This is a genomic window from Streptomyces tanashiensis (genome assembly GCF_014648895.1).
GTDB classification, from domain to species: Bacteria; Actinomycetota; Actinomycetes; order Streptomycetales; family Streptomycetaceae; genus Streptomyces; species Streptomyces tanashiensis.
In genome coordinates this window covers 325,083-348,603 of sequence record NZ_BMRZ01000001.1, presented here as the reverse complement: position 1 = coordinate 348,603, position 23,521 = coordinate 325,083, and the positions used below count along the sequence as shown (strand labels likewise).

The window sequence follows — 23,521 nt, the reverse complement described above, 5'->3', positions numbered from 1 at the left end:
CCCGTCGCGCACCGTCCCGTCGCGCCCCGGCCCGTCGCACACCGTCACGGAGTCGCCCGCCCGTCGCGCGCCGTCCCGGAAACGCCGGACGGCCGCACCCCCCGCCGAGGTGCGGCCGTCCGTGCCGTACGTGAGGCTCAGCCGTTGGGGCGCTTGAGGCGCGCCACGAACTTGTACCGGTCGCCGCGGTAGACGGACCGGACCCACTCCACCGGCTCACCCTGGGCGTCCAGGGAGTGGCGGGAGAGCATCAGCATCGGCAGGCCCACGTCCGTGCCGAGCAGTCCGGCCTCGCGCGGGGTGGCGAGGGAGGTCTCGATGGTCTCCTCGGCCTCGGCGAGGTGCACGTCGTAGACCTCGGCGAGCGCCGTGTACAGCGAGGTGTACTTCACGAGCGAGCGGCGCAGGGCCGGGAAGCGCTTCGCCGACAGATGCGTGGTCTCGATCGCCATCGGCTCGCCGCTCGCGAGGCGCAGGCGCTCGATGCGGAGCACCCGGCCGCCGGCCGAGATGTCGAGCAGTCCGGCGAGGGTGTCGTCGGCCGTGACGTACCCGATGTCGAGGAGCTGCGAGGTGGGCTCCAGGCCCTGGGCCCGCATGTCCTCCGTGTACGAGGTGAGCTGCAGGGCCTGCGAGACCTTGGGCTTGGCCACGAAGGTGCCCTTGCCCTGGATGCGCTCCAGGCGGCCCTCGACGACCAGTTCCTGGAGTGCCTGGCGCACGGTGGTGCGCGAGGTGTCGAACTCGGCGGCGAGCGTCCGCTCCGGCGGGACCGGCGTGCCGGGCGGCAGGGTCTCCGTCATGTCGAGCAGGTGCCGCTTCAGTCGGTAGTACTTGGGCACGCGCGCGGTGCGGGTCGGTGTCCCGCTCTCTGTCTCCGTACTGCCCGCGTCCGTGGCCATGGCCTGCCTTCCCGACTCCTGTGCTGCTGCCGTCACCGGCTCCTCCGTCTGTCGCGGCTCACATGGTGGCACGGACCGGTCACGGGTCGTCGCCCTCCCTCAGGTGTCGGTCCGATAACGGACGCGACTGCCCTTCTTATACACCCTTGACACCCCTAAAGGTCTAGGCCAAGCTCCGGGTACTGGTCTAAACCATTAAAGACCAGGTCCCAGCCCCACGAGCACTACCCGACGTATGTCTTCGCGCGGTGGGCAGGGGTTGCAGGCATCCCTGAGGAGGGTGGCGTGAAGCGCAAGCTCATCGCGGCGATCGGCGTCGCGGGCATGATGGTCTCCATCGCTGCGTGTGGTTCGGACAGCGACAGCGGCAAGGACGGCGGCAAGGCCACGGCCGGCGGCGACAAGACCCTGACCGTCTGGGTCATGGACGGTTCCGCGCCGGACGCCTGGATGGCCGAGGTGAACAAGGCCTTCGAGGCCAAGCACCCGGGCGTCAAGGTCAAGGTCGAGAAGCAGATCTGGAACGGCATCCAGGAGAAGGTCACCACCGCCCTCTCCGAGGACACCCCGCCGGACGTCCTGGAGCTCGGCAACACGCAGACCGCGGGCTACGCGGTCACCGGCGGTCTCGCCGACCTGTCGGGCGACAAGGCCAAGCTCGGCTACGACGCCTGGAACAAGGGCATGGTCGCCTCCAACGAGCTGGACGGCAAGCTCTACTCCGCCCCGTGGTACGCCGCCAACCGCGTCGTCGTCTACGACAAGGCCGCGTTCAAGAAGGCCGGCGTCACCCCGCCGAAGACCCGCGCCGAGTGGATCGACGGCCTGAAGAAGCTCAAGGCCTCCGACCCGAAGTCGCAGGCGATCTACCTGCCGGGTCAGTCCTGGTACGTGCTCGCCGGCCTCATCTGGGACGAGGGCAGCGACCTCGCGGTCAAGGACGGCGACAAGTGGAAGGGCAACCTGTCCTCCCCCGAGGCCGTCAGCGCCATGAACTTCTACAAGGAGCTGGCGTCCTACTCCACCGCTCCGAAGGACAAGGACGAGGCGACCCCGCAGCAGTCCACCGACATCATCCCCAAGGGCGGCGTCTCGTCCTGGATCGGTCTCGGCTGGGAGGCCGGCGGCGCGATCGACGCCATGAAGAAGGCCGGCAAGACCGCCGACTTCGGCTACTTCCCGATCCCGGGCAAGACCGCCGACAAGCCGGGCTCCGTCTTCCTCGGCGGCTCGAACCTCGCCATCGCCGAGCGCTCCCAGAACAAGGACCTCGCGAAGGAGTGGCTGGCCCTCGCCGCCGGCAAGGAGTTCATGACGAAGTACGCCGCCGCCACCGAGGGCGCGCTGCTTCCGAACACCGACGCCGCGCAGTTCAAGCCGGCCGCGGGCTCCTTCGCCGAGGCCATGGCGCTCTCCTCCGCCTCCGGCAAGGTCACCCCGGTCACCCCGGGCTGGGCCAACGTCGAGACCGCCCCGAACCCGATCAAGGACTACATGACCAAGGTCCTGAAGGGTGAGGACGCCAAGAAGGCCGGCGAGGCGGCCGACAAGGTCATCAACGAGCGCATCAACCAGCAGTAATCCGTAGCCCCGGTGGTGCGGCCGGTGTCGCACCGGCCGCACCACCGGCGCGTTGCAGCGATGCAGTGATCAGCGGCCCGCTCCCCCGGGCCGTGCCCCGGTGGGCGCGGGAGCCCCAGAACCGCGAGGAATAAGACCATGACCGTGGACTCCCAGGGGACGGCGACCGCCGGTCCCCAGGACGCGCCCGGGAGGGCGGCAGGGAAGTCTCAGACTCCGCCACCCTCTCCGGGCCCGAAGGAAGTCCTTCAGCCTCCACGCGGCAGGCGCTCCCTGCCCAGCGGGGTGCTGCCCTACCTGCTCGTCGCGCCCGCCCTGCTGTCCATGGCGGTGCTGCTGCTCTACCCGCTGATCCGCAACGTGATCCTCTCCTTCCAGCAGCTCAACCGGAAGGAATTCATCACCCGCGAGACGGTCTGGACCGGCTTCGACAACTACACCGAGCTCCTCGGTGACTCCGACTTCTGGACCGTCGTCGTCCGAAGCGTCGTCTTCACGGCCGTCAACGTCGCCCTCATCATGGCGATCGGCACGGGCATCGGCCTGCTGCTCAACCGCCTCGGCAAGAAGATGCGACTGGTCCTCTCGCTGGCCCTGATGTTCGCCTGGGCCATGCCGATCGTCGCCTCCGTCACGGTCTTCCGCTGGCTCTTCGACGAGCAGTTCGGCGTCGTGAACTGGCTGATGCGCACGCTGGGCTTCTCCGGCTACGACCAGCACAACTGGTTCGAGACCGGCTTCTCCACCCTGGTCATCGTCCTGATCCTGCTGGTCTGGGGCTCCGTACCGTTCGTCGCCCTCAACATGTACGCCGGCCTGACCACCATCGGGTCCGAGCTGTACGAGGCCGCGAAGATGGACGGCGCCAGCGGCTGGCGCACCTTCTGGGCCGTCGTCTTCCCGAACCTCCGGTCCTTCTTCATGATCACGACGTTCCTGGAGATCATCTGGATCTTCAAGGCGTTCGCCCAGGTCTACGCCATGAACCTGGGTGGTCCCGACCGCGGTTCCGAGACGCTCCCGGTCTTCGCCTACATCGAGGGCGTCGGACAGTTCCACTACGGTGTCGCCGCCGCCATCTCCATCCTGACGATCGTGATGCTCATCGCGGTCATGTCCTTCTACTTCCGCCTGATCCTGAAGGAGGAGGAGGAGCTGTGAGCGCCGCCACCACCCCGACTCCGCAGAAGCTGCGCACCAGGAAGCCGCTCACCGTCGCGGCGGTCGCCAAGAACCTCGGCGCCCTCGTCCTCGCGGTCGTGTTCGTCTTCCCGGTCTACTGGATGTTCTCGTCCTCGCTGAAGCCGCAGCACGAGATCATGACGAAGGACCCGGTCTTCGTCTTCACGCCGACCTTCGAGAACTACAAGACCGCGACCGGCGTCGACCTCTTCTGGACGTACGTCACCAACAGCCTCACCGTCACCATCGGCGCCGTGCTGCTGGCCCTGGTCGTCGCCCTGGCCGCGAGCTTCGCGATCGCCCGTCTCAAGTTCAAGGGACGCAAGGGCATCGTCCTCATCGTGATGATGGCGCAGATGGCCCCCTGGGAGGTCATGGTCATCGCGATGTACATGATCTCCCGTGAGAACGACCTGCTGAACAGCATCCCGATGCTCACGCTGATCTATTTCGTCATGGTCCTCCCCTTCACGATCTGGACCCTCCGCGGCTTCATCGCCGCCGTCCCGGTCGAGCTGGAGGAGGCCGCGCAGATCGACGGCTGCACCCGGGGCCAGGCGTTCCGCAAGGTGATCTTCCCGCTGCTCGCCCCCGGCCTCATGTCGACCTCGCTCTTCGGCTTCATCACCGCCTGGAACGAGTTCGCCATGATCCTCATGCTGAACAAGGACAAGGAGTCGCAGACCCTGACGCTCTGGCTGACCCAGTTCCAGACCGCGTTCGGCAGCGACTGGGGCGCCACCATGGCCGCCTCCACGCTCTTCGCCCTCCCCGTGCTCGTCGTCTTCCTCTTCCTCCAGCGCAAGGCCGTCGGCGGCATGACCGCCGGCGCGGTGAAGGGATAACGGACCCCCATGACCACACTCGTACACGGCTCGGACACCCTGACCCGTGACGCGCTCACGGTCCTCCAGCCCGGCTTCGTCGGCACCACCGCCCCCGACTGGCTGCTCCGCCGCATCGGCGAGGGCCTGTCCTCGGTCGGCCTGTTCGGCCGGAACATCGTCGCCCCCGAGCAGCTCGCCGCGCTCACCGCGCAGCTGCGCGCCGAGCGGGACGACGTCCTCGTCGCCATCGACGAGGAGGGCGGGGACGTCACCCGCCTGGAGGTCAAGCAGGGCTCGTCCTTCCCCGGCAACTACGCGCTGGGCAGCGTCGACGACGTCGAGCTCACCCGGGCCGTCGCCCGCGAGCTCGGCCGCCGGCTCGTGCAGTGCGGCGTCGACCTGAACTGGGCGCCCTCGGCGGACGTCAACTCCAACGCGGAGAACCCGGTCATCGGCGTCCGTTCCTTCGGACCGGACCCGGACCTGGTCGCCCGGCACACCGTGGCGTACGTCGACGGCCTCCAGGGCGTCGGGGTCGCGGCCTGCACGAAGCACTTCCCCGGACACGGCGACACCAACGTGGATTCCCACGACGCGCTGCCCCGGATCGATGTGGACCTCGCCACACTGCACGCCCGTGAGCTGGTACCTTTCCGCGCGGCCGTCGCCGCGGGTACCAAAGCGGTCATGAGCGCGCATATTCTGCTCTCCGCGCTCGACCCCCACCGTCCGGCCACCCTGAGCCCGCAGATCCTCACCGGACTGCTGCGCCAGGAGCTGGGCTTCGAGGGGCTGATCGTCACCGACGGCATGGAGATGCAGGCCGTCGCGGCGACGTACGGAATCGAGCGCGGATCGGTCCTCGCGATCGCCGCGGGCGCCGACGCCATCTGCGTCGGCGGCGGGCTGTGCGACGAGGACACCGTGCTGCGGCTGCGCGACGCGCTCGTCACCGCGGTACGGACCGGTGAACTGCCCGAGGAGCGGCTGGCCGACGCCGCGGCGCGCGTGCGCGCCCTGGCGGCCTGGACCCAGGCGCACCGGGCCAGGGGGGCTGGATCGGTGCCGGGCGCGGCAGTGCAGGAGGGGACCGCGCCCGGCGCCGACATCGGACTCGTGGCGGCCCGCCGGGCCCTCAGGGTGACCCGGGGGCAGCACCCCCACACGCCGGTGACCGACGCTCCCTACGTGGCCTCCTTCACCCCGGTCGCGAACTTCGCGGTCGGCGACGAGACGCCCTGGGGCATCGCGGCCGAGCTGCAGCGGCTGCTGCCCGGCACGGAGACCGGCTCGTACGACGAGCCGTCCGTGGACGCCGTCCTGGCAGCCGCGGGGGAGCGGCGGATCGTGGCGGTCGTACGGGACGCCCACCGGCACCCGTGGATGACCGAGGCCCTGGACGGCCTCCTCGCGGCCCGCCCCGACACGGTCGTGGTCGAGATGGGCCTCAACGAGGCGGAGCCCCGCGGGGCCCTGCACATCGCCACGCACGGCGCGGCCCGGGTCTGCGGCCGCGCGGCCGCCGAGGCCGTGGTCGGCACCGGCGCCTGACGGGACGTACGCGAAGGGGCCCGGCACCTGAACCAGGTGCCGGGCCCCTTCGCACGTGGTCCTAGATGCCCTGCCAGGCGGGCTTGTTCGCGAACGTGTGGCGGAAGTAGTCCGCGAGCTTCAGCTTGGAGGCGGCCGCCTCGTCCACGACGACCGTGGCGTGCGGGTGCAGCTGGAGCGCGGAGGCCGGCACGAGCGCCGCGACCGGGCCCTCGACGGTCTGCGCCACGGCCTCGGCCTTGCCCTCGCCGGTGGCGAGCAGCACCAGGTGACGGGCCTCCAGGATGGTGCCGATGCCCTGGGTGATGACGTGGTGCGGCACCTGCTCGATGTCGTTGTCGAAGAAGCGGGCGTTGTCCACGCGGGTCTGCTCGGTGAGCGTCTTGATCCGGGTGCGGGAGGCGAGCGAGGAGCACGGCTCGTTGAAGCCGATGTGCCCGTCGGTGCCGATGCCGAGGATCTGCAGGTCCACACCACCGGCCTCGGCCAGCGCCGTGTCGTACGCCTCGCACGCCGCCAGGACGTCCTCGGCGGAGCCGTCGGGGCCCATGAACGCCTCGGGGGAGAGCCCGAGCGGCTCGACGACCTGCCGGAGCACGGTGGAGCGGTACGACTCCGGGTGCCCCGCGGGCAGGCCGACGTACTCGTCCAGCTGGGCGATCCGCGCCCGGGAGGCGTCCACGGCACCGGCGGAGACCTGGGCGACAAGGGCGTCGTAGATCGGGATCGGGGTCGAGCCCGTGGCCACGCCGAGCAGCGCGTCGGGCTTGCGGCGCAGGAGGTCGGCGATGCCGTCCGCGATGAGCTCGCCGCCGGCCTTGGCGTCCTTGACGATGACAACTTCCACGCTGTGCCTGCCGATCTGGTGAGGGGCTGCTGAAGGACCGTGTGGTATAGACCAATCTAAGTCCAAATCTAGCAGAGGGGAGGCCTTCCCCTCATGCCGTTCCGCCCCGCGGACGGCGCCGCATCCATCGTCGGCCGCGCCCGCTCCACCAGCCACTCGAACCCCACTCCGGACCGTCCGGGCTCAGGTCAGCGAGCCTCCCGTCGCGTCGATCCAGTCGCCCGTCACCCAGCGCGCGTCCTCGGAGGCCAGGAAGGCCACCACGTCCGCTATCTCCGGCGGCGTCCCGACCCCGCCCAGCGCCGCCATCGCCGCCGCCCCGGCCCAGGCCTCCTCGTTCCCCCGGAGCCAGGCGGCGTTGATGTCGGTGTCGACGATCCCCGGCGCCACCGCGTTGACCGTGATCCCGCGCGGACCGAGCACCTTCGACAGATAGCGGGTGAAGACGTCGAGGGCGCCCTTCGACATCGCGTACGCGATCAGGTCCGGCATCGCCGCCGCCCGGCTCAGCCCGGTCGAGACGTTGATGATGCGGCCGCCGTCCCGCAGGCGCTCCGCGCCCAGCTGCGCCAGGAAGAAGGGCGCCTTCGTGTTGACCGCGAAGATCCGGTCGTACTCCTCGTCGCCGATCGTCGCGAACGGCTGCGAGGTCCCGATCCCCGCGTTGTTCACCAGGATGTCCAGGCCGTCCGCGTGGGCGTCGAAGGCCCGCCACAGCTCCGCCGCGTCCCCCGGCACCCCCAGCTCCTGGCCCACCGCGAAGGCGGAGCCGCCGGCCGCCTCGATCGCGGCGACCGTGTCCTTCGCCGCGGCCTCGTTCGTCCCGTAGTGCACCCCGACCCGGGCGCCCTCGCGGCCGAGCCGCTCGGCGATCCCCCGTCCGATGCCCCGGCTGCCGCCCGTGACCAGTGCCGTCTTCCCGGCCAGCCTTCCGTCGAGCACGCCCATGGCGACGCCCCCCTCACTTCTGTAGCGGTCGTTACGTAAAGACCGTACCCCACGATTCGTAGCGAGCGCTATAGAATTCACTCCATGGTGACGAGACAGCGCGGCCGCCCCCGCTCCTTCGACCGGCTCACGGCCCTGGAGCAGGCGACGATGGCCTTCTGGGAGCACGGCTACGAGACGACCTCCGTCTCCGACCTCACCCGGGTCATGGGCATCAGCGCCCCCAGCCTCTACGCCGCCTTCGGTGACAAGAAGACGCTGTTCGAGGAGGTCGTCGAGGCGTACGCGCTGTCGTACGGCGCCTATGGGGGCAGGGCCTTCGCCGAGGAGGCGACGGCCCGGGGTGCCATCGGGCGCATGCTGCGCGAGGCCGCCCACCACTTCACGGAGCCGGGGCACCCCCGCGGCTGCCTGATGATCTCCGCCGCGATCAACTGCTCGACCCCGGAGGTCGAGGAGGCCCTGCGCGACCGCAGGAACGCGAACCTGGCGTCGTTCGAGGACCGCATCCGCCGCGACGTCGAGTCGGGCGGGCTGCCGGCCGGCACCGACCCCCGCGTGCTCGCCCGCTTCAGCGGTGCCGTCCTCCAGGGCATGTCCCAGCAGGCCCGCGACGGGGCGACGGCGGAGGAGCTGGCGGCGGTGGCCGAGGCGGCGATGCGGGCCTGGCCGGAGGCGGTGGACTGAGACCGGGAGCGGCGAAGGCGGGGAGCGGCGAAGGCGGGGAGCGCGAAGGGGGCGCGAGGAGAGAGGGGTGCTGAGCGGGGGAGCGGCACCCGCGGGCCGCGGCGCCTGGCGGGACCCTCAGCCCGCCCGGCACCGCAGCCCGGAGTTGCTCGGCCGGGGGTGTGCGGTCCCACGGCCGTGTGGGAGGTCTCGGCGCAGTCAGGGCAGAGAGCGCCGGGTACCTCGTCCATCCTCCTGTGCGGGGAGGATGGAGGCTCGGTTCATTCATTGTGGACTAGACCATTCTTGTCTGTCCATCCACAGGAACGCGGTGTTTCCCGGCCCATCCTCCAACACGGAGCCCCGGAGATCCAGGTTCACCGCCCCTGTAATTCCGCAGGTACGCTCGCACCGTGCCCTCCATGAACGACCTCGTCCGCCAGCACACCGCCCTGAGCGACTCCGACCTCGAGTGGCTCCACCTGCTGGTGTCGGAGTGGCAGCTGCTCTCCGACCTCTCCTTCGCCGACCTCGTGCTCTGGGTCCCCACCCTCGACGGCACGCGGTATGTCTCCGTCGCCCAGATGCGGCCCAACACCGGCCCCACCTCCTACCAGGACGACATGGTCGGCCATCTGGTCCCGCGCGGGCGCCGTCCGCTGCTCGACGCCGCCCTCGACGAGGGCCGGATCGTCCGCGAGGGCGACCCCGAGTGGCGCGAGGAGGTCCCCGTCCGGGTCGAGTCCATCCCCGTGCGCCGCGAGGGCCGGGTCCTCGGCGTCATCGCCCGCAACACCAACCTGCTGACCGTCCGCACCCCCTCCCGGCTGGAGCTCACCTATCTGCAGTCGGCCTCCGACCTCGCGCAGATGATCGCCGCCGGAACGTTCCCCTTCCCCGGCGAGCAGGTCGACATGGACTCCTCGCCCCGCGCCGGCGACGGTCTCGTGCGCCTCGACGCCGAGGGTGTCGTCCAGTACGCCTCGCCGAACGCGCTCTCCGCGTACCACCGGCTCGGCCTCGCCGCCGACCTGGTCGGCCAGGACCTCGGCCAGATCACCTCCGAACTCGCCCCCTCCCGGGGCCCGGTGGACGAGGCCCTGGTCAAACTCGCCTCCGGCTACGCGCCCCGGGAGTTCGAGGTGGAGGGCAACGGCGGGGTGATCCAGCTGCGGGCGATCCCGCTCAAGCCCAAGGGCACCCGCATCGGTTCGCTCGTGCTGCTCCGGGACGTCACCGAACTGCGCCGCCGCGAGCGCGAGTTGATCACCAAGGACGCCACCATCCGGGAGATCCACCACCGGGTGAAGAACAACCTCCAGACGGTGGCCGCCCTGCTCCGCCTCCAGGCCCGGCGGATGGACTCCGAGGGTGGCCGCGAGGCCCTCAACGAGGCTGTGCGGCGCGTCGGTTCGATCGCCATCGTCCATGAGACGCTGTCCCAGAACCTGGACGAGCGCGTGGAGTTCGACGAGATCGCCGACCGGGTCATCGCGATGGTCGCCGAGATCTCCCCGGGCAAGGTCACCTGCCGGCGCAACGGCCGCTTCGGCATCCTCGACGCCGAGGTCGCCACCCCGCTCTCCATGGTCCTCACCGAGGTCCTGCAGAACGCGCTCGAACACGCCTTCGCTCAGGGTGAGCAGGGCACCGTCGAGGTCAGCGCCGTCCGCGGCGAGACCCGTGCGGACGCCCGGCTCCTGATCACGGTCCAGGACGACGGCCGCGGCCTGCCCGAGGGCTTCGACCCGCAGCGGGCCGGCAACCTCGGCCTGCAGATCGTACGGACCCTGGTGGAAGGGGAGTTGGGCGGTTCCTTCGACATGCTGCCCGGCGCCGAGCGCGGCACGAAGGTGGTCCTCGACATCCCCGTACAGCCGCAGAAGTGACGGGCTGAGGCAGCACAGCAGCGAGCCCCGGACCGAAGGAGATCGGTCCGGGGCTCGAATGCTGTGGGTTACTGCTGCGCGCTGCGGCTCGGGGGCGGTGATTGCGTACGCGGTGTACGCGCCGCTTGCCTCAGGCTGTGCAGGTGGCTCAGGCGCTGGCGTTACGCGCCCGGTTGCGAGCGGCACGGCGCTTCATCGCGCGGCGCTCGTCCTCGCTGAGGCCACCCCAGACGCCGGAGTCCTGGCCGGACTCGAGCGCCCACTGCAGGCACTGCTCCATGACGGGGCAGCGGCGGCAGACGGCCTTGGCTTCCTCGATCTGCAGCAGCGCAGGACCGGTGTTGCCGATGGGGAAGAACAGCTCGGGGTCTTCCTCACGACAAACGGCGTTGTGACGCCAGTCCATGGCTGCTACCTCTCTCAGTGTTACGTGCGAGTTGCTTGTGAATGTGAACGCTTTCACGAATCCCTCCGCAAGGGAAGGGCCGACTGCCAGGTGAACTGGTGTGGTCCTTGTGCTGAGGAGGGGTTCTGGCTCTCAGTGGAGGCCGGTGTTGCGGGCCGTCCCGATCGCCAAGAAGAGACTCCCAAACCCCAGGGGCGGATACAACCCCTTCCGGAAAGTTTTTTTTGATTCCTCGGTGTCGGCTAGGTCACAGCCGTACTTCTTAGGGGTGGATGCGCGCCTAAACGTTCGAGTGAAAGGACTTTGGGCCCTTCCGCTCACACAATCACACGCAGTGCACGGCGTACGCCTGTGAACGTCACGCTCGTACGCAGCCCGAGGTGGTCGCCGTCCATCTGCAGGGGGAGGGGAACCTTCGAATGCAAGGTGAAGTCGGTCAGGTCGTGCAGAGACACGGCATGCTTGCCGCGCGGACCCCGCTCCGGGGTCGAGGTGAGCAGCTGGGTGCCGTAACGGGCCACCGCCGGAGTGGAGAGCCGGCGCAGTCCGAGCACGTCGAGCGCGGTCTCGAAGGACGCCTCCGGGGACGCGTACACCGGACGATTGCCCAGGTAGGTCCAGGGGGAGGTGTTGCAGATTATGGAGAGGACCAGGTCCTCGACCGGCTCGGCGCCGGGGCGCTCCAGGGTGATCGTGCCGTGCCGGCGGTGCGGCTCCTCCAGGAACTGGCGCACCACCTGGCGCAGATAGAGGGCGTGCGTCGACCGCTTCCCGCGCTCGCGCTGCTGTTCGACCCGGCCGATGACGCTCGCGTCGAAACCGAGTCCGGCACAGAACGTGAACCATCGTTCCGGCACCGATTCGTCCTCGGTGCCGGGTGTCCCGGACGCGAGGCCGAGGCTCACCGTCCGTGTCCGCCGCTCACGCAGCGCGTCGAGCAGGGCGCCGGTCGCCTCCACGGCGTCGTTCGGCAGTCCGAGGGCGCGGGTGAAGACGTTCGTCGAACCGCCGGGGACGACCGCGAGGCTCGGCAGCCGGTCCGGATCGGGGCCGCCGTGCAGCAGTCCGTTGACGACCTCGTTCACCGTGCCGTCCCCGCCGAGGGCCACGACCAGGTCGATGTTGCCGGCCTCGGCGGCCCGCCGGCCCAGGTCGCGCGCGTGCCCCCGGTACTCGGTGGTGACCGCCTCCAGCTTCATCTCGCTGGCCAGCGCGTGGATGAGCACGTCACGGGTGCGGGCACTGGTGGTGGTGGCTGCCGGATTGACCACGAGAAGTGCGCGCATGACCGCCAGCGTACCTACCCGGCGGTACCGGGCCCAGCCCAGCCCGATCCCCGGACACCTCCGACGGGACCCCCGGTCCGGGGCCCGGCCCCGGTTCCCCCGGCGTCCCCGTTACGCTGCCTTTCATGAGCAGTACGGAGCAGACCCCCCGCCCCGCCCGCCTGGCCGCAGCCGCGGGCGTGGCTCTCGTCGAGGCCCTCGGGCTGCTCGCCGGGGGCGTCTACATGCTGGTGCGGACCCTGGCCGACGGCGGCGACGTCACCAGCGGGGTGACGGGCGGTGTGACCGTGATCGCACTCGGACTGATCCCGCTCGCCGCCGCCCGCGGCCTGTGGACGATGCGCTCCTGGAGTCGAGGCCCGGCCGTGATCACCCAGATCCTCGCCCTGCCGGTCGCCTGGCAGATGCTCCAGACCGACGGCGTGATCCCCTTCGGGATCGCCCTCGCCGTGCTCGCCGTGACCGGGCTCGTGCTCCTGGTGAACCCGGCCACGACCGAGGCGCTCGGCATCCGGCGCCCCGGCCAGTAGGCCCGAGGGACTACTCCTCCACCAGAAGCTTCTCCCGAAGCGACGCCAGGGTCCGAGCCAGCAGCCGGGAGACGTGCATCTGCGAGATGCCCACCTCCTGCGCGATCTGCGACTGGGTCATGTTCCCGAAGAAACGGAGCAGCAGGATCCGCTTCTCCCGGGGCGGCAGGTCCTCCAGGAGCGGCTTGAGCGACTCGCGGTACTCGACCCCCTCCAGGGCCTCGTCCTCCGCGCCCAGCGTGTCCGCCACCGCCGGCGACTCGTCGTCCGTGTCCGGGACGTCCAGGGAGAGCGTCGAGTAGGCGTTGGCCGACTCCAGACCCTCCAGGACCTCCTCCTCGGAGATCCCCAGCCGCTCCGCCAGCTCGTGCACGGTCGGTGAGCGGCCGTGCTGCTGCGAGAGCTCCGCCGTCGCCGTGGTCAGCGAGAGCCGCAGCTCCTGGAGCCGGCGCGGCACCCGGACCGCCCACCCCTTGTCACGGAAGTGGCGCTTGATCTCGCCGACGACCGTCGGCGTCGCGTACGTGGAGAACTCCACCCCGCGCTCCGGGTCGAACCGGTCGACCGACTTGATCAGGCCGATCGTCGCCACCTGCGTGAGGTCGTCCAGCGGCTCGCCGCGGTTGCGGAAGCGCCGGGCCAGGTGCTCCACCAGCGGCAGGTGCATGCGCACCAGCCGGTTGCGGAGCTCGGCCTTCTCCGGGGAGCCCTCGGGCAGCTCGCGCAGCTGGACGAAGAGGGCGCGGGCGCCGCTCCGGTCGTGCGGGTCCGGGACGGCGGGGGCGTCCGGGCCCTCGTCGTCGTCCTCCTCCTCGGCCTTCTCCGCCGCCGCGGCCGCCTCGGCCTCGTCGGGCGTACGCGCCTCGGGAGCCTCGGGGGAGCCCTCGGAACTCGCGGGGGCCTCGGAGACTCCTGGTGTCTCGGGAACCTCGTGGTGCTGCTCGTGCTCGCTCATCTGGTCCGCCTGCTCCGTAGCGACCCTGTTCGGCCGCGCCTGCTGCTCAGGGATGCCGGCCGTCGCGTCCCCGCTCCTCACGCCGGGCCTGGCCCCGCGCCGCGCTGTTTGTACAGGCTGATCGAGACCGTACGGTCATCGGCCACCGACGACTCCACCTTCCCGGCCAGCGCCGACAGCACGGTCCACGCGAAGGTGTCCCGCTCGGGCGCCCTGCCGTCCGTCGTCGGGGCGGAGACCGTCACGTCGAGGGAGTCGTCGACCAGCCGGAAGACACAGCTGAGGACGGACCCCGGCACGGCCTGCTGGAGCAGGATGGCGCAGGCCTCGTCGACCGCGATCCGCAAGTCCTCGATCTCGTCGAGGGTGAAGTCCAAGCGCGCCGCGAGGCCGGCCGTGGCCGTACGCAGCACGGACAGATAGGCACCCGCAGCGGGCAGCCGGACTTCCACGAAGTCCTGGGTCCCGGGCTCGCCTGCGATCTGGGACACCCTCACCTCCAAGGTGGCACAAGCTCATTCGGGGCTCGGGGGGAGAGGCCCCCGAACCGGGCGGTACGCAGGGAGCCTGCGCGGTCCGCCGTGAAACTATCGCGATCCGTCCTGCCGTGTCGCCGTGAGCCCTGGAGACCAGGTGAATCCTCGCCCCCGACCCGGCAGCCGCGGAGAACCCGCGGAGGGGTGACGTACCCAGCCGTCAGACGATCGAACCGTCGACGAAGCACCAACGCCAGGCCTCGCCCGGTTCGAAGGTCCGCATCACCGGGTGCCCGGTCGAGGAGAAGTGGCCCGTCGCGTGCCGTCCCGCCGAGGAGTCGCAGCAGCCCACGTGCCCACAGCTGAGACAGAGCCGCAGCTGGACCGGGTGCGTGCCGTCCGCCAGGCACTCGGGACAGGTGTCGGCCAGCGGCACCGGTTCGGGGCGCGGCATTTCGGCTACGTGCGGGCACTCGCTCATGATGGCCAGGTTACGTTGCGGCACGGGACGGGGTCGGGCATGGACGCACTGCAGCTGGTGGCACTGGTGGCGGCGAGCGCCGCCGTGGCCGGGTTCGCCCGCAGGACCCCGGTGCCCGCCCCGCTGCTCCTGGTCGCCGTGGGCCTCGCCGCCTCGTACCTGCCGGGGGTCCCCGACTACACCCTCGACCCGCACATCGTGCTGCCGCTGATCCTGCCCCCGCTCCTCTACACGGCCGCCGTCGAGTCCTCGTACCTGGACCTGCGGGCCAACATCAGGCCCGTCGCGCTGCTCTCCGTCGGGTACGTCCTCTTCGCCACCGTGGCCGTGGGCTGGCTCGCGTACGTCCTCGTGCCCGATCTGCCGCTCACCGCCGCCCTCGTGCTCGGCGCCGTGATCGCCCCGCCGGACGCGGTCGCCGCCACCGCCATCGCCCGCCGCCTCGGCCTGCCGAACCGGATCACCACGATCCTCCAGGGCGAGTCCCTCGTGAACGACGCCACCGCGATCACCGCGTACAAGGTCGCCCTCGCCGCCGCCGTCGGCGAGGGCATCAGCTGGGCCGGCGGCCTGTGGGAGTTCGCCCTGGCCGCGATCGGCGGCATCGGCGTCGGCCTCGTCCTGATGGTCCCGATCCACTGGCTCCGCACCCACCTGACCGAGGCCCTGCTCCAGAACACCCTCTCCCTGCTCATCCCGTTCATCGCGTACGCCGCCGCCGAGGAGGTCGGCGCCTCCGGCGTGCTCGCCGTCGTCGTGGTCGGCCTCTTCCTCGGCCACAAGGCCTGGAAGGTCGACTTCGCCACCCGCCTCCAGGAGGAGGCCGTCTGGAAGATGGTCGCCTTCATCCTGGAGTCCGCCGTCTTCGCCCTCATCGGCCTCCAGTTGCCGTACGTCGTCAAGGGACTCGGCCGGTACGGCATGGGCGAGGCGGCCTGGTACGCGGTCGGTGTCTTCGTCGCCGTGGTCGTCGTCCGCTTCGTCTGGGTCTACCCGGCGACCTTCCTGCCCCGCTGGATGTCCTCGGGCATCAGGGAGCGGGAGCCCGAGGTGGACTGGCGGGCGCCGCTCGTCGTCGGCTGGGCCGGCATGCGCGGCGTGGTCTCCCTGGCCATCGCCTTCTCCATCCCCGTCGTCACCGACGGGGTGGAGTTCCCGGCGCGGAACCTCGTCCTCTTCCTCACCTTCACCACCGTGATCGGAACCCTCGTGGTGCAGGGCCTGACGCTGCCGCCGCTGATCCGGCTCCTGAAGCTCCCCGGACGCGACCGGTACGCCGAGACCCTGGCCGAGGCGCAGGCCCAGAGCGAGGCCTCCCGGGCCGCCGAGGAACGCCTCGACGCACTCCTCGCCGACGAGCGCAACGCCCTGCCGCAGCCCCTCGCCGACCGGCTGCGCACGGTGATGGAGCGCCGCCGCAACGCCGTGTGGGAACGCCTCGGCGCGGTCAACGCGATCACCGGGGAGACCGCGGACGACACCTACCGCCGCCTCTCGCGCGAGATGATCGACGCCGAACGCGAGGTCTTCGTACAGCTGCGCGACGCCCGCCGGATCGACGACGAGATGATGCGCACCCTCCTCCGTCGCCTCGACCTGGAGGAGGCGGCGGCCTTCCGGGAGACCGACTAGGGGGTGTCCGGGGTGTCCCGGGCGTCCGGTGCGCCCGTGATCACCGCCGCGAGCCGGGTGCCGGCCGGGAAGGCGCCCTCCTCCGCGAGGGCCGTCAGGCCGTACAGCATTTTGGCGACATACAGCCGCTCGATGGCGAGTCCGTGCCGCGCCTCGAAGTCCTGTGCGAACGCCTCCAGAACGGGGGGCACGCGCGCGTAGCCCCCGCCGTGGAAGCGCTCGTCCAGGCTCCACTCGCCACGCGGGCCGCCGAAGGCCGTCTCCTGGAGGGCGCGGACCTCCCCGCCGAGGAAGCCGCCCCTGAGTACGGGGACGCCCAGCGCCCTCTGCCCGGGGGAGAGACCGGCGGCGAGGCCCGCCAGGGTGCCGCCCGTGCCGCAGGCGACCGCGACCGTGTCCGCCGCCCCGGCGAGCTCGCGGCCCAGCTCCACGCAGCCGTGGACGGCGAGCGCGTTGCTGCCGCCCTCCGGGACCACGTACGCGCCCGCGGGGGCCCGTTCCAGGAGCTTCGCGAGCGTGGCCGGGTCGCCCTTCGCGCGGTACGTGGCCCGGTCCACGAACTCCAGCCGCATCCCGTCCGCCGCGCAGCGCGCGAGCGAGGGGTTGAGCGGGCGCCCGGCCAGCTCGTCGCCGCGGACCACCCCGACCGTCGGGAAGCCGAGCAGCCGTCCCGCCGCCGCCGTCGCCCGCAGGTGGTTGGAGTACGCGCCGCCGAAGGTGAGCACGGGCCGGCCGGCCGCCTCGCGCAGGTTGAGCGCGAGCTTGCGCCACTTGTTGCCGGGCAGGTCGGGGTGGATGAGGTCCTCGCGCTTCAGCAGCAGCGTGAGCCCGCGCCGGGTGAAGCGCTCGTCCTCCACCGGCTCCAGAGGCGAGGGGAGCCGGGGCCGCAGGCGGGAGAGGTCGAACGCGTTCACCCGGTCATTCTCGCCGCCCCTCCGGAGGCCGGCGCGGCGGCCCGGCGGGTCAGCGCAGCAGGTCGGCGATCCGCTCCCGCATCGACGCCATCGTGAAGCCGCGCGGGTCCACCTTGCCCGGCTGCCACTCGCGGTGTCCGATGACCGACCGGTGCGTCCAGCCGTGCGCCCTGCAGACGGCGGCCGCCGCCTTCGCGATGGCCTCCAGCTGCACGTCCGGCCACGGGTCCTCGCCGTCGCCGAGGTTCTCGCACTCGAAGCCGTAGAAGTGCCGGTTGCCGTCCGTGGTGGCCTCGTCGTCCGGCGGCAGGTTCCGCTCGGCGATGACCGCCCGGAGGACCTCGTCGTCGCCGAGCCCCGCGTGGTTGGCCCGCCCGTAGCCGACGAGGTGGACCGTGCCGTCCTTGGCGATCACGCCGTGGCACAGCGGCCCGGGCAGGTTCTCGTGGCCGTCCCGGCACAGCCGGACGGTCGCGGCGGTGCCACGGGTCACGGTGTGGTGGATCATCACGCCGTGCACGGGGCCCCAGGGGCCCTTGTGGTTGCGGTTGTGGGTGGACCAGTCGCCGACCTGGACGACCGCGAGGTGCTCGGCGCGCAGGGCGCCGAGGAACTTCTTCGCGGACATGGGTGAGGCCATGACCGACTCCTTCCGGAGGGCGGGGTGAGGTTCCGGAGTACCGGAGTCCGCTACTCCGCTGCCATCCGTTCGGGCCGTGTGCGAGCAGATCCGGACAGATCGTCAGGAGGTCTGTGGGGCTGGTCTGTTCGGATGGAAATCACGTGACATGCCCCGAAGATCGTCGAACAGTCCCACCCGAATGTGTAATGGCGCCGACACGCTCCGTGCTGAAAGGCTTCACTCGCAACTCAGTCATACGAGAGGGAGTTCCATGTCCGTTGGTTCGGTTGACGGCGAGGTCCGCGCGGAGCAGCAGGCCCCGCAGCAGAGTCTCGGGACCGCCGCCGCGCGGAACCTCGCCACGACCACCAAGTCGGCCCCGCAGATGCAGGAGATCACCTCCCGGTGGCTGCTGCGGACGCTGCCGTGGGTCCAGGTGCAGGGCGGCACGTACCGGGTGAACCGGAGGCTCAGCTACTCCGTGGGTGACGGCCGCGTCACCTTCGTGCAGACCGGAGAGCGCGTCGCGGTGATCCCCGCCGAACTCGGCGAACTCCCCGCACTGCGTGGCTACGAGGACGAGGGCGCGCTGACCGAGCTCGCGGCCCGCTGCACCCAGCGGGAGTACGCGGCGGGCGAGATCATCGCCGTGGCCGGAGCCCCCACCGACCGGGTGCACCTCCTCGCGCACGGCCGCATCGAGCAGATCGGCGAGGGGCCCTACGGCGACGAGGCCGTCCTCGGCGTCCTGGCCGACGGCGCCTACCTCGGCGAGGCCGCGCTGGTCGACGCGGACGCCACCTGGGACTGGACCGCCCGGGCCGCCACGGCCTGTACGGTCCTGGAGCTCACCCGGGACGACGTACGGAACCTCGCGGACCGGGCCGGCTCGCTCGCCGCCCACCTCGCGGGGGTCGCGTCGGCGCCCGACCAGCGCACCAACACCTACGGCGAGGCCGCCATCGACCTCTCCGCGGGCCACGTCGGCGAGGCGGTCGTCCCGCACACCTACGTGGACTACGACGCCTCGCCCCGCGAGTACGAGCTGAGCGTCGCCCAGACCGTGCTGAAGGTCCACAGCCGTGTCGCCGACCTCTACAACCAGCCGATGAACCAGACCGAGCAGCAGTTGCGGCTCACGGTCGAGGCGCTCCGCGAGCGCCAGGAGCACGAGCTGATCAACAACAAGGAGTTCGGCCTCCTCTCCAACTGCGACTACGGACAGCGGCTCCAGCCGCACGACGGCGCCCCCAGCCCGGACGACATGGACGAGCTGCTCTCCCGCCGCCGGGGCTCCAAGATGTTCCTCGCCCACCCGCGCGCCATCGCCGCCTTCGGTCGCGAGCTCAACAAGCGCGGCCTCGTGCCCGAGACGATCGAGATCGCGGGCAACCGCATCCCGACCTGGCGCGGCGTCCCGATCTACCCGTGCAACAAGATCCCGGTCTCGGACGCCCGGACCACCTCGATCATCTGCATGCGTACCGGCGAGGCGGACCAGGGCGTGATCGGTCTGCACCAGACCGGCCTCCCCGACGAGATCGAGCCCAGCCTCTCCGTCCGCTTCATGGGCATCGACGAGCAGGCGATCATCTCCTACCTGGTCACGGCCTACTACTCGGCGGCCGTCCTCGTCCCGGACGCCCTCGGTGTCCTGGAGAACGTCGAGGTCAGCCGCTGGCGCTGAGCCGGCGGCGCCCGGGGGCGGGGGCCGAACCCGCCCGCCCCCGGGCGCTCCCCGGCCCGCCGCGGCGAAGGACCGCCGCGGCCGATCTCCGTGGCGGACCCGCCGTGGCGGCCCGTCGCGAAGGATGCGAAGGAAATGACCGTGACCATGACCAGCCCGGACCCCGTCGCCGACGGCCAGGGGGCCGTGACGCTCCTGGACCGGACGCGTACGGCCGTCGACCCCCGACTGCGGTCGACCGTCGAGTCCCTCCCGGACTCCGTACGGCGCGTGGCGATGTACCACTTCGGCTGGGAGCGCGCCGACGGCACCCCGGACGCGGGCCGGCCGGGCAAGGCGATCCGGCCCGCCCTGGTCCTCGCGGCGGCCCGCGCGCTCGGCGCGGACGAGTCCCGGGCCGTGAACGCCGCGGCGGCGGTGGAGCTCGCGCACAACTTCACGCTGCTCCACGACGACATCGTCGACGAGGACCCGACCCGGCGGCACCGGCCCACCGCCTGGACCGTCTTCGGCATCCCCGACGCCCTCATGGCCGGTGACGCGATGAGCGCGCTGGCCCTGCGGCTGCTCGCCGAGGACCCCCACCCGGCCTCCCCGGCGGCCTCCGCGCGCCTCGCCGCCTGCGTCATCGAGCTCTGTGCCGGCCAGCAGGCCGACTGCGCCTTCGAGCGCCGCGACCCGCGCGAGGTCTCCCTCGACGAGTGCCTGGCCATGGCGACCGCCAAGACCGGTGCCCTGCTCGGATGCTCCTGCGCCCTCGGCGCGCTCTACGCGGGCGCGGGGGAGGAGGAGGTCGCGGCGATGGACGCCTTCGGCCGGGAGGCGGGTCTCGCCTTCCAGCTGATCGACGACCTCATCGGCATCTGGGGCGACCCGGAGCGCACGGGCAAGCCGGCCGGTGCCGATCTCGTCGCCCACAAGAAGTCGCTGCCCGTGGTGGCGGCGCTCACCTCCGGCACCTCCGCGGGGGAGGAGCTGGCCGAGCTGTACTCCCGCCCGGCCCTCGACGCGGCGGCGGTACGGGCGGCGGCGGACGCCGTCGAGCGGGCCGGTGGGCGCGACTGGGCGCAGGCCCAGGCGGCCGAGCGCATGGGGCGCGCCGTCGAGCACCTGGCGCAGGCGGTGCCGGATCTGGCGGCGGCGGAGGACCTGCTCGCCCTCGCGGAGTTCGTCACGCGCCGTACGCGCTGATCCCCGGGCGGGCGTGGGCGGCGGGTGGTCACGTCTCCGGGACGATGCGGGTGACCACCGTCTCGATCATGTCGTCCAGGTCCCGGTCGCCCAGGATCCCGGGGACGGTGAAGTGGTCGAGGAGCAGTCCGGTGAGGGCGAAGTAGAGCAGCCGCACCGTGTCGGCGTCCCCGGGCATCCCGGCGTCGAGGTGCCCCTGGACGTTCGCGTCCAGGTCGGAGCGGAGCACCTGGGTGAGCTGGGTCCTCAGCTCGGGCCGGCGGACGGCTTCGAGGCGGAGTTCGAAGAGGCCGAGGTAGCAGGTGCGCTCGGCGGCGAGCCTGCGGGCGATCCAGCGCATCAGGTCGAGCACCAGCTCCCTGCTGGGAGCGTGCCGCATGGCGGCCGCCGCGTCGTCCGGGTCCGGGGTCAGCCGGACGAAGATCCGGTCGCCGACCTGGGAGAGCAGCTGGTCCCGGTCGGAGAAGTAGTTGGAGGAGGTGCCCGTGGGGACCCCCGCCCGGGCGTCGACCGCCCGGAAGGTCAGCCCGCGGGCGCCCTCGTCCGCCAGGACCTCGATCGCGGCGTCGAGCAGGGCCGTACGGCGCTCCGGGTTTCTCGCCATGTCGGGCTCCCTCGTGTGCTGAATCGGTTCTCTTCGAAAATAGGCCTTGCGTAACCACTACAAGTGAAGCACTATAAGTGTCGTGGTTGCGACGGCAGCCCGCTTCCCGAGACGAAGAGGACCGGTTTGCGCAAGCTCACCTACTACATCGCCTGCACCATCGACGGCTTCATCGGCGACCCCGAGGGCGACGCCAGCTCCATGTTCAAGTTCTCGACCGGTGAGTACATGGCGACCATGAACGCCGAGTACCCCGAGACCGTCCCGACGCACGCGCGGGAGATGTTCGGGGTCGACGCCGAGAACAAGCACTACGACACCCTCATCCAGGGCAGGCGGTCGTACCAGCTCGCCCTCGACATCGGCGTCACCAGCCCGTACAACCACCTGCGCGAGTTCGTGGCCACCCGCTCGCTCGCCGAGTCGCCCCACCCCAACGTCGAGCTGATCGCCGACGACCTCGTCGGCCGTGTCCGCGAGCTCAAGGCCGAGGACAGCCCCCTGGGCATCTATCTCTGCGGCGGCTCCACCATCGCCGGTGAGCTCATCGAGGAGATCGACGAGCTGGTCATCAAGACCTACCCGCAGGTCTACGGCTCCGGCATGCCGATGTTCGGCGCCGGCTTCGAGCCCCGGGACTTCGACCTCGGCGACGTCCGCGTCTTCGACAACGGCGTGATCGTCCGCACGTACACCAGGAAGCGGTAGCGGCGCCAAGCGGTGTCGCGCGGGGCGGCCTACCCTGGATGCATGGGCGACGAGGTGCCTCGCACGACGCGGGACCCCCTGGCCGAGCGTCACTGCCCGGCCTGCGGCGGACCGCTCGGCACGCTGGCCACCCGGCACAAGGTCCTCGGGGCCTGGGTGCCGGAGTGGGAGGTGCAGCCGTGCCGCAACCCGGAGTGCCCGCTCCACGAGGGTGCGGAAGCCACTACCCCGCACGTGACCGGCAAGAACGGCGAGATCGGGAGAAGTCCGGCCCCTGGGTGACCGGGCGCGCGGCGGAGCCGGTCATACCGCTACAGTCCGCGCATGTCATCGGAGTCGACAGAAGTCTGGACCGGCTGGTACCGGGACCGCAGCGGCGCGGAAGCGATCGTCATCACGGCCGACGGGCGGCGCGTCGCCACCCGGATCAGGGGGGTCGAGTACACGGGCGAGAGCTTCGCCGCGCTCACCGCCGCCGACGAGGGCGGGCGGGCCCTCACGGGCTGCGTCCTGGAGTGGGACCTGCCGCTCCCCGTCGTCGTGGACGGCGCCGCCCAGCAGGCCACCCTGGCCTGCCTGCTGACGCTCGGTGAGCGCGCCGACCTCAGCCTGACGCTGCACTACGGCGGCGCCGCCTTCGAGGCGTGCGTCGCCGGGGGCGACTTCGAGGGAGCCCTCGAAAGGGTGCGGCGCCAGCTGCCGGCCGGTGCGGACTTCGGCCGCAGGCTCCTCCAGGCGGCCTGAGGCCGGGACGGCGGCGCCCCGGGGAGGGGGCGCCACCGCCGTACGTGGCTACGCGTCAGCTCTTGAAGGCCGAGGCGAGGCCGTACCGCCACAACTGGTCGACGCGGGACCGCTCCTGCGCGTTCGGCTGGGCGTTCTGGCAGGACGTGCCGGGGCCGCCGCCCGACATCAACTCGCTGCAGGGGCCGCTGTAGTGGTCCGGCAGTCCGAGGACGTGTCCGGTCTCGTGGGCGGTGACCCGGGTCGAGTTGTACTGCTGGTTCTGCCGGTAGTCGAGGAAGATGTAGCCACTGCCGTGACCGTCGGTGCTGGCGTACGAGCCACGGGAGTCGTTGCCCTCGTAGTAGGCGAAGTCCGGGTTGCTGCCCTCGACGAGCCGGACGTTCGCCACCGAGCTGTTCCATATCTGGGCCGAGCGGGCGATCTGGCTGCGGAAGCTCGGCGCGTTGGCGGCGCTGTAGACGACGGTGACGGCGGCCGCGCCGGGGGTGGCGGCCCGCTTCTTCGCCACCGACTTCACGACGGCGTCGAAGAAGGCCTGGTTGGCCTTGGCCTCCTCGGCCGAACCGGCGTACGCCACGGCGGCGTTGGCGTGGGGGGCCGTGCCGACCGCCGCCGCCGGCGCCGTACCGAGCGAGGCGGCGAGGCCGAGACCGAGGGTGGCGGTCAGCACGGAGGTGAGGACCTTGGGGTGACGCATGGGGGGCTCCTCCTGTTGGGGTCGGAGAGAGTCTCGGGGGAGCCGGGCCGCGTGGGGATGATGTCAACCGCCGATAGCCCCACCGCATCACCACCCCTCCGACCCCCTGAACGACTCATCAACTCCCTTGGAATCAAAGGTGATTGAGAGGTTCCGGGCGTCTGGTGCGACTCCGGGAGCCGCCCTACCCTC

Annotated in this window: 25 protein-coding genes; 13 read left to right on the top strand and 12 right to left on the bottom strand. The window is 71.2% G+C overall.

The annotated features are described in order from the left end of the window. Positions 1-137: 137 nt before the first annotated feature. Positions 138-902, bottom strand: coding sequence for a GntR family transcriptional regulator (locus IE237_RS01510; protein ID WP_053649500.1), 765 nt, complete (start codon positions 900-902; stop codon positions 138-140). Between the two features lie 285 nt (positions 903-1,187). On the opposite strand from IE237_RS01510, the gene IE237_RS01505 reads away from it, so the two are divergent. The 4 genes from IE237_RS01505 (at position 1,188) to IE237_RS01490 (ending at position 6,043) form a co-directional block, all read left to right on the top strand. Then, positions 1,188-2,483, top strand: coding sequence for an extracellular solute-binding protein (locus IE237_RS01505; RefSeq protein ID WP_189799945.1), 1,296 nt, complete (start codon positions 1,188-1,190; stop codon positions 2,481-2,483). A gap of 138 nt (positions 2,484-2,621) precedes the next feature. Continuing rightward, entirely contained in the window at positions 2,622-3,644 is a 1,023-nt protein-coding gene (locus tag IE237_RS01500; RefSeq protein ID WP_189799944.1) for a carbohydrate ABC transporter permease, read from the top strand. A gap of 29 nt (positions 3,645-3,673) precedes the next feature. After that, positions 3,674-4,510, top strand: a complete 837-nt coding sequence (locus tag IE237_RS01495; protein ID WP_189800646.1) for a carbohydrate ABC transporter permease — start codon at positions 3,674-3,676, stop codon at positions 4,508-4,510. A gap of 9 nt (positions 4,511-4,519) precedes the next feature. Then, a complete protein-coding gene (locus IE237_RS01490) occupies positions 4,520-6,043 on the top strand; it encodes a glycoside hydrolase family 3 protein (protein ID WP_189799943.1) in 1,524 nt (507 codons plus the stop codon). A gap of 61 nt (positions 6,044-6,104) precedes the next feature. Here the strand turns inward: IE237_RS01490 and nagB are convergent, their stop codons facing one another. Further along, positions 6,105-6,890: a glucosamine-6-phosphate deaminase gene (gene nagB, locus IE237_RS01485; protein WP_189799942.1), complete on the bottom strand. Its 786-nt coding sequence runs from the start codon at positions 6,888-6,890 to the stop codon at positions 6,105-6,107. A 183-nt stretch (positions 6,891-7,073) separates the two neighbouring features. Continuing rightward, positions 7,074-7,838, bottom strand: a complete 765-nt coding sequence (locus IE237_RS01480) for an SDR family oxidoreductase (protein ID WP_189799941.1) — start codon at positions 7,836-7,838, stop codon at positions 7,074-7,076. A gap of 84 nt (positions 7,839-7,922) precedes the next feature. On the opposite strand from IE237_RS01480, the gene IE237_RS01475 reads away from it, so the two are divergent. Both IE237_RS01475 and IE237_RS01470 read left to right on the top strand, forming a co-directional pair. Further along, the gene (locus tag IE237_RS01475) at positions 7,923-8,525 is read left to right on the top strand and encodes a TetR/AcrR family transcriptional regulator (RefSeq protein WP_189799940.1); all 603 of its coding nucleotides are present in this window, start codon (positions 7,923-7,925) and stop codon (positions 8,523-8,525) included. A 401-nt stretch (positions 8,526-8,926) separates the two neighbouring features. Further along, positions 8,927-10,393 (top strand): sensor histidine kinase, encoded by a 1,467-nt coding sequence (locus IE237_RS01470; protein WP_189799939.1) that lies wholly within the window; start codon positions 8,927-8,929, stop codon positions 10,391-10,393. A gap of 148 nt (positions 10,394-10,541) precedes the next feature. Here the strand turns inward: IE237_RS01470 and IE237_RS01465 are convergent, their stop codons facing one another. Next, positions 10,542-10,799, bottom strand: a complete 258-nt coding sequence (locus IE237_RS01465) for a WhiB family transcriptional regulator (RefSeq protein ID WP_003953983.1) — start codon at positions 10,797-10,799, stop codon at positions 10,542-10,544. A 317-nt stretch (positions 10,800-11,116) separates the two neighbouring features. Further along, the gene (locus IE237_RS01460; protein ID WP_189799938.1) at positions 11,117-12,085 is read right to left on the bottom strand and encodes a diacylglycerol/lipid kinase family protein; all 969 of its coding nucleotides are present in this window, start codon (positions 12,083-12,085) and stop codon (positions 11,117-11,119) included. Between the two features lie 125 nt (positions 12,086-12,210). Between IE237_RS01460 and IE237_RS01455 the strand changes: the two genes are divergently transcribed. Next, complete coding sequence (locus IE237_RS01455; protein WP_189799937.1) at positions 12,211-12,615, top strand: hypothetical protein; 405 nt, start codon at positions 12,211-12,213, stop codon at positions 12,613-12,615. A gap of 10 nt (positions 12,616-12,625) precedes the next feature. Here the strand turns inward: IE237_RS01455 and IE237_RS01450 are convergent, their stop codons facing one another. The 3 genes from IE237_RS01450 to IE237_RS01440 form a co-directional block, all read right to left on the bottom strand. Then, positions 12,626-13,651 carry an RNA polymerase sigma factor SigF gene (locus IE237_RS01450; RefSeq protein ID WP_189799936.1) on the bottom strand — a complete coding sequence of 342 codons (1,026 nt, stop codon included), beginning with the start codon at positions 13,649-13,651 and terminating at the stop codon, positions 12,626-12,628. Continuing rightward, entirely contained in the window at positions 13,648-14,061 is a 414-nt protein-coding gene (locus IE237_RS01445) for an ATP-binding protein (RefSeq protein WP_019889334.1), read from the bottom strand. Before IE237_RS01445 ends, IE237_RS01450 begins: the two co-directional genes overlap by 4 nt. A gap of 205 nt (positions 14,062-14,266) precedes the next feature. Then, complete coding sequence (locus tag IE237_RS01440) at positions 14,267-14,527, bottom strand: UBP-type zinc finger domain-containing protein (RefSeq protein ID WP_189799935.1); 261 nt, start codon at positions 14,525-14,527, stop codon at positions 14,267-14,269. A gap of 39 nt (positions 14,528-14,566) precedes the next feature. Between IE237_RS01440 and IE237_RS01435 the strand changes: the two genes are divergently transcribed. Next, positions 14,567-16,159 (top strand): Na+/H+ antiporter, encoded by a 1,593-nt coding sequence (locus IE237_RS01435; RefSeq protein WP_189799934.1) that lies wholly within the window; start codon positions 14,567-14,569, stop codon positions 16,157-16,159. Here IE237_RS01435 and IE237_RS01430 read toward each other — a convergent pair. Further along, positions 16,156-17,073: a 1-aminocyclopropane-1-carboxylate deaminase/D-cysteine desulfhydrase gene (locus tag IE237_RS01430; protein WP_189799933.1), complete on the bottom strand. Its 918-nt coding sequence runs from the start codon at positions 17,071-17,073 to the stop codon at positions 16,156-16,158. The two genes, IE237_RS01435 and IE237_RS01430, sit on opposite strands and share 4 nt — an antisense overlap. 49 nt (positions 17,074-17,122) lie before the next feature. Further along, positions 17,123-17,713 carry an N-acetylmuramoyl-L-alanine amidase gene (locus IE237_RS01425; protein ID WP_189799932.1) on the bottom strand — a complete coding sequence of 197 codons (591 nt, stop codon included), beginning with the start codon at positions 17,711-17,713 and terminating at the stop codon, positions 17,123-17,125. A gap of 253 nt (positions 17,714-17,966) precedes the next feature. Here IE237_RS01425 and IE237_RS01420 point away from each other — a divergent pair, with 253 nt between their 5' ends. Together IE237_RS01420 and IE237_RS01415 are read left to right on the top strand one after the other, a co-directional pair. Continuing rightward, entirely contained in the window at positions 17,967-19,382 is a 1,416-nt protein-coding gene (locus IE237_RS01420; protein WP_189799931.1) for a family 2B encapsulin nanocompartment shell protein, read from the top strand. 147 nt (positions 19,383-19,529) lie between these two features. Then, on the top strand, positions 19,530-20,573 hold the full coding sequence (locus IE237_RS01415; RefSeq protein ID WP_189800645.1) for a family 2 encapsulin nanocompartment cargo protein polyprenyl transferase: 1,044 nt from the start codon (positions 19,530-19,532) through the stop codon (positions 20,571-20,573). A gap of 28 nt (positions 20,574-20,601) precedes the next feature. On the opposite strand, the gene IE237_RS01410 is transcribed toward IE237_RS01415, so the two are convergent. After that, positions 20,602-21,177, bottom strand: a complete 576-nt coding sequence (locus tag IE237_RS01410) for a TetR/AcrR family transcriptional regulator (protein ID WP_189799930.1) — start codon at positions 21,175-21,177, stop codon at positions 20,602-20,604. Positions 21,178-21,303: 126 nt separating this feature from the next. Here IE237_RS01410 and IE237_RS01405 point away from each other — a divergent pair, with 126 nt between their 5' ends. From IE237_RS01405 to IE237_RS01395, 3 genes are read left to right on the top strand one after another with little or no spacing between them, the layout of a single operon-like run. Beyond that, positions 21,304-21,885, top strand: coding sequence for a dihydrofolate reductase family protein (locus IE237_RS01405; RefSeq protein WP_189799929.1), 582 nt, complete (start codon positions 21,304-21,306; stop codon positions 21,883-21,885). Positions 21,886-21,927: 42 nt separating this feature from the next. Beyond that, a complete protein-coding gene (locus IE237_RS01400; RefSeq protein WP_189799928.1) occupies positions 21,928-22,167 on the top strand; it encodes a hypothetical protein in 240 nt (79 codons plus the stop codon). 42 nt (positions 22,168-22,209) lie between these two features. After that, positions 22,210-22,629: a DUF6304 family protein gene (locus IE237_RS01395; protein WP_189799927.1), complete on the top strand. Its 420-nt coding sequence runs from the start codon at positions 22,210-22,212 to the stop codon at positions 22,627-22,629. Between the two features lie 55 nt (positions 22,630-22,684). Here the strand turns inward: IE237_RS01395 and snpA are convergent, their stop codons facing one another. Then, positions 22,685-23,329 carry a snapalysin gene (gene snpA / locus IE237_RS01390; protein ID WP_189799926.1) on the bottom strand — a complete coding sequence of 215 codons (645 nt, stop codon included), beginning with the start codon at positions 23,327-23,329 and terminating at the stop codon, positions 22,685-22,687. Between the last annotated feature and the right edge of the window lie 192 nt (positions 23,330-23,521).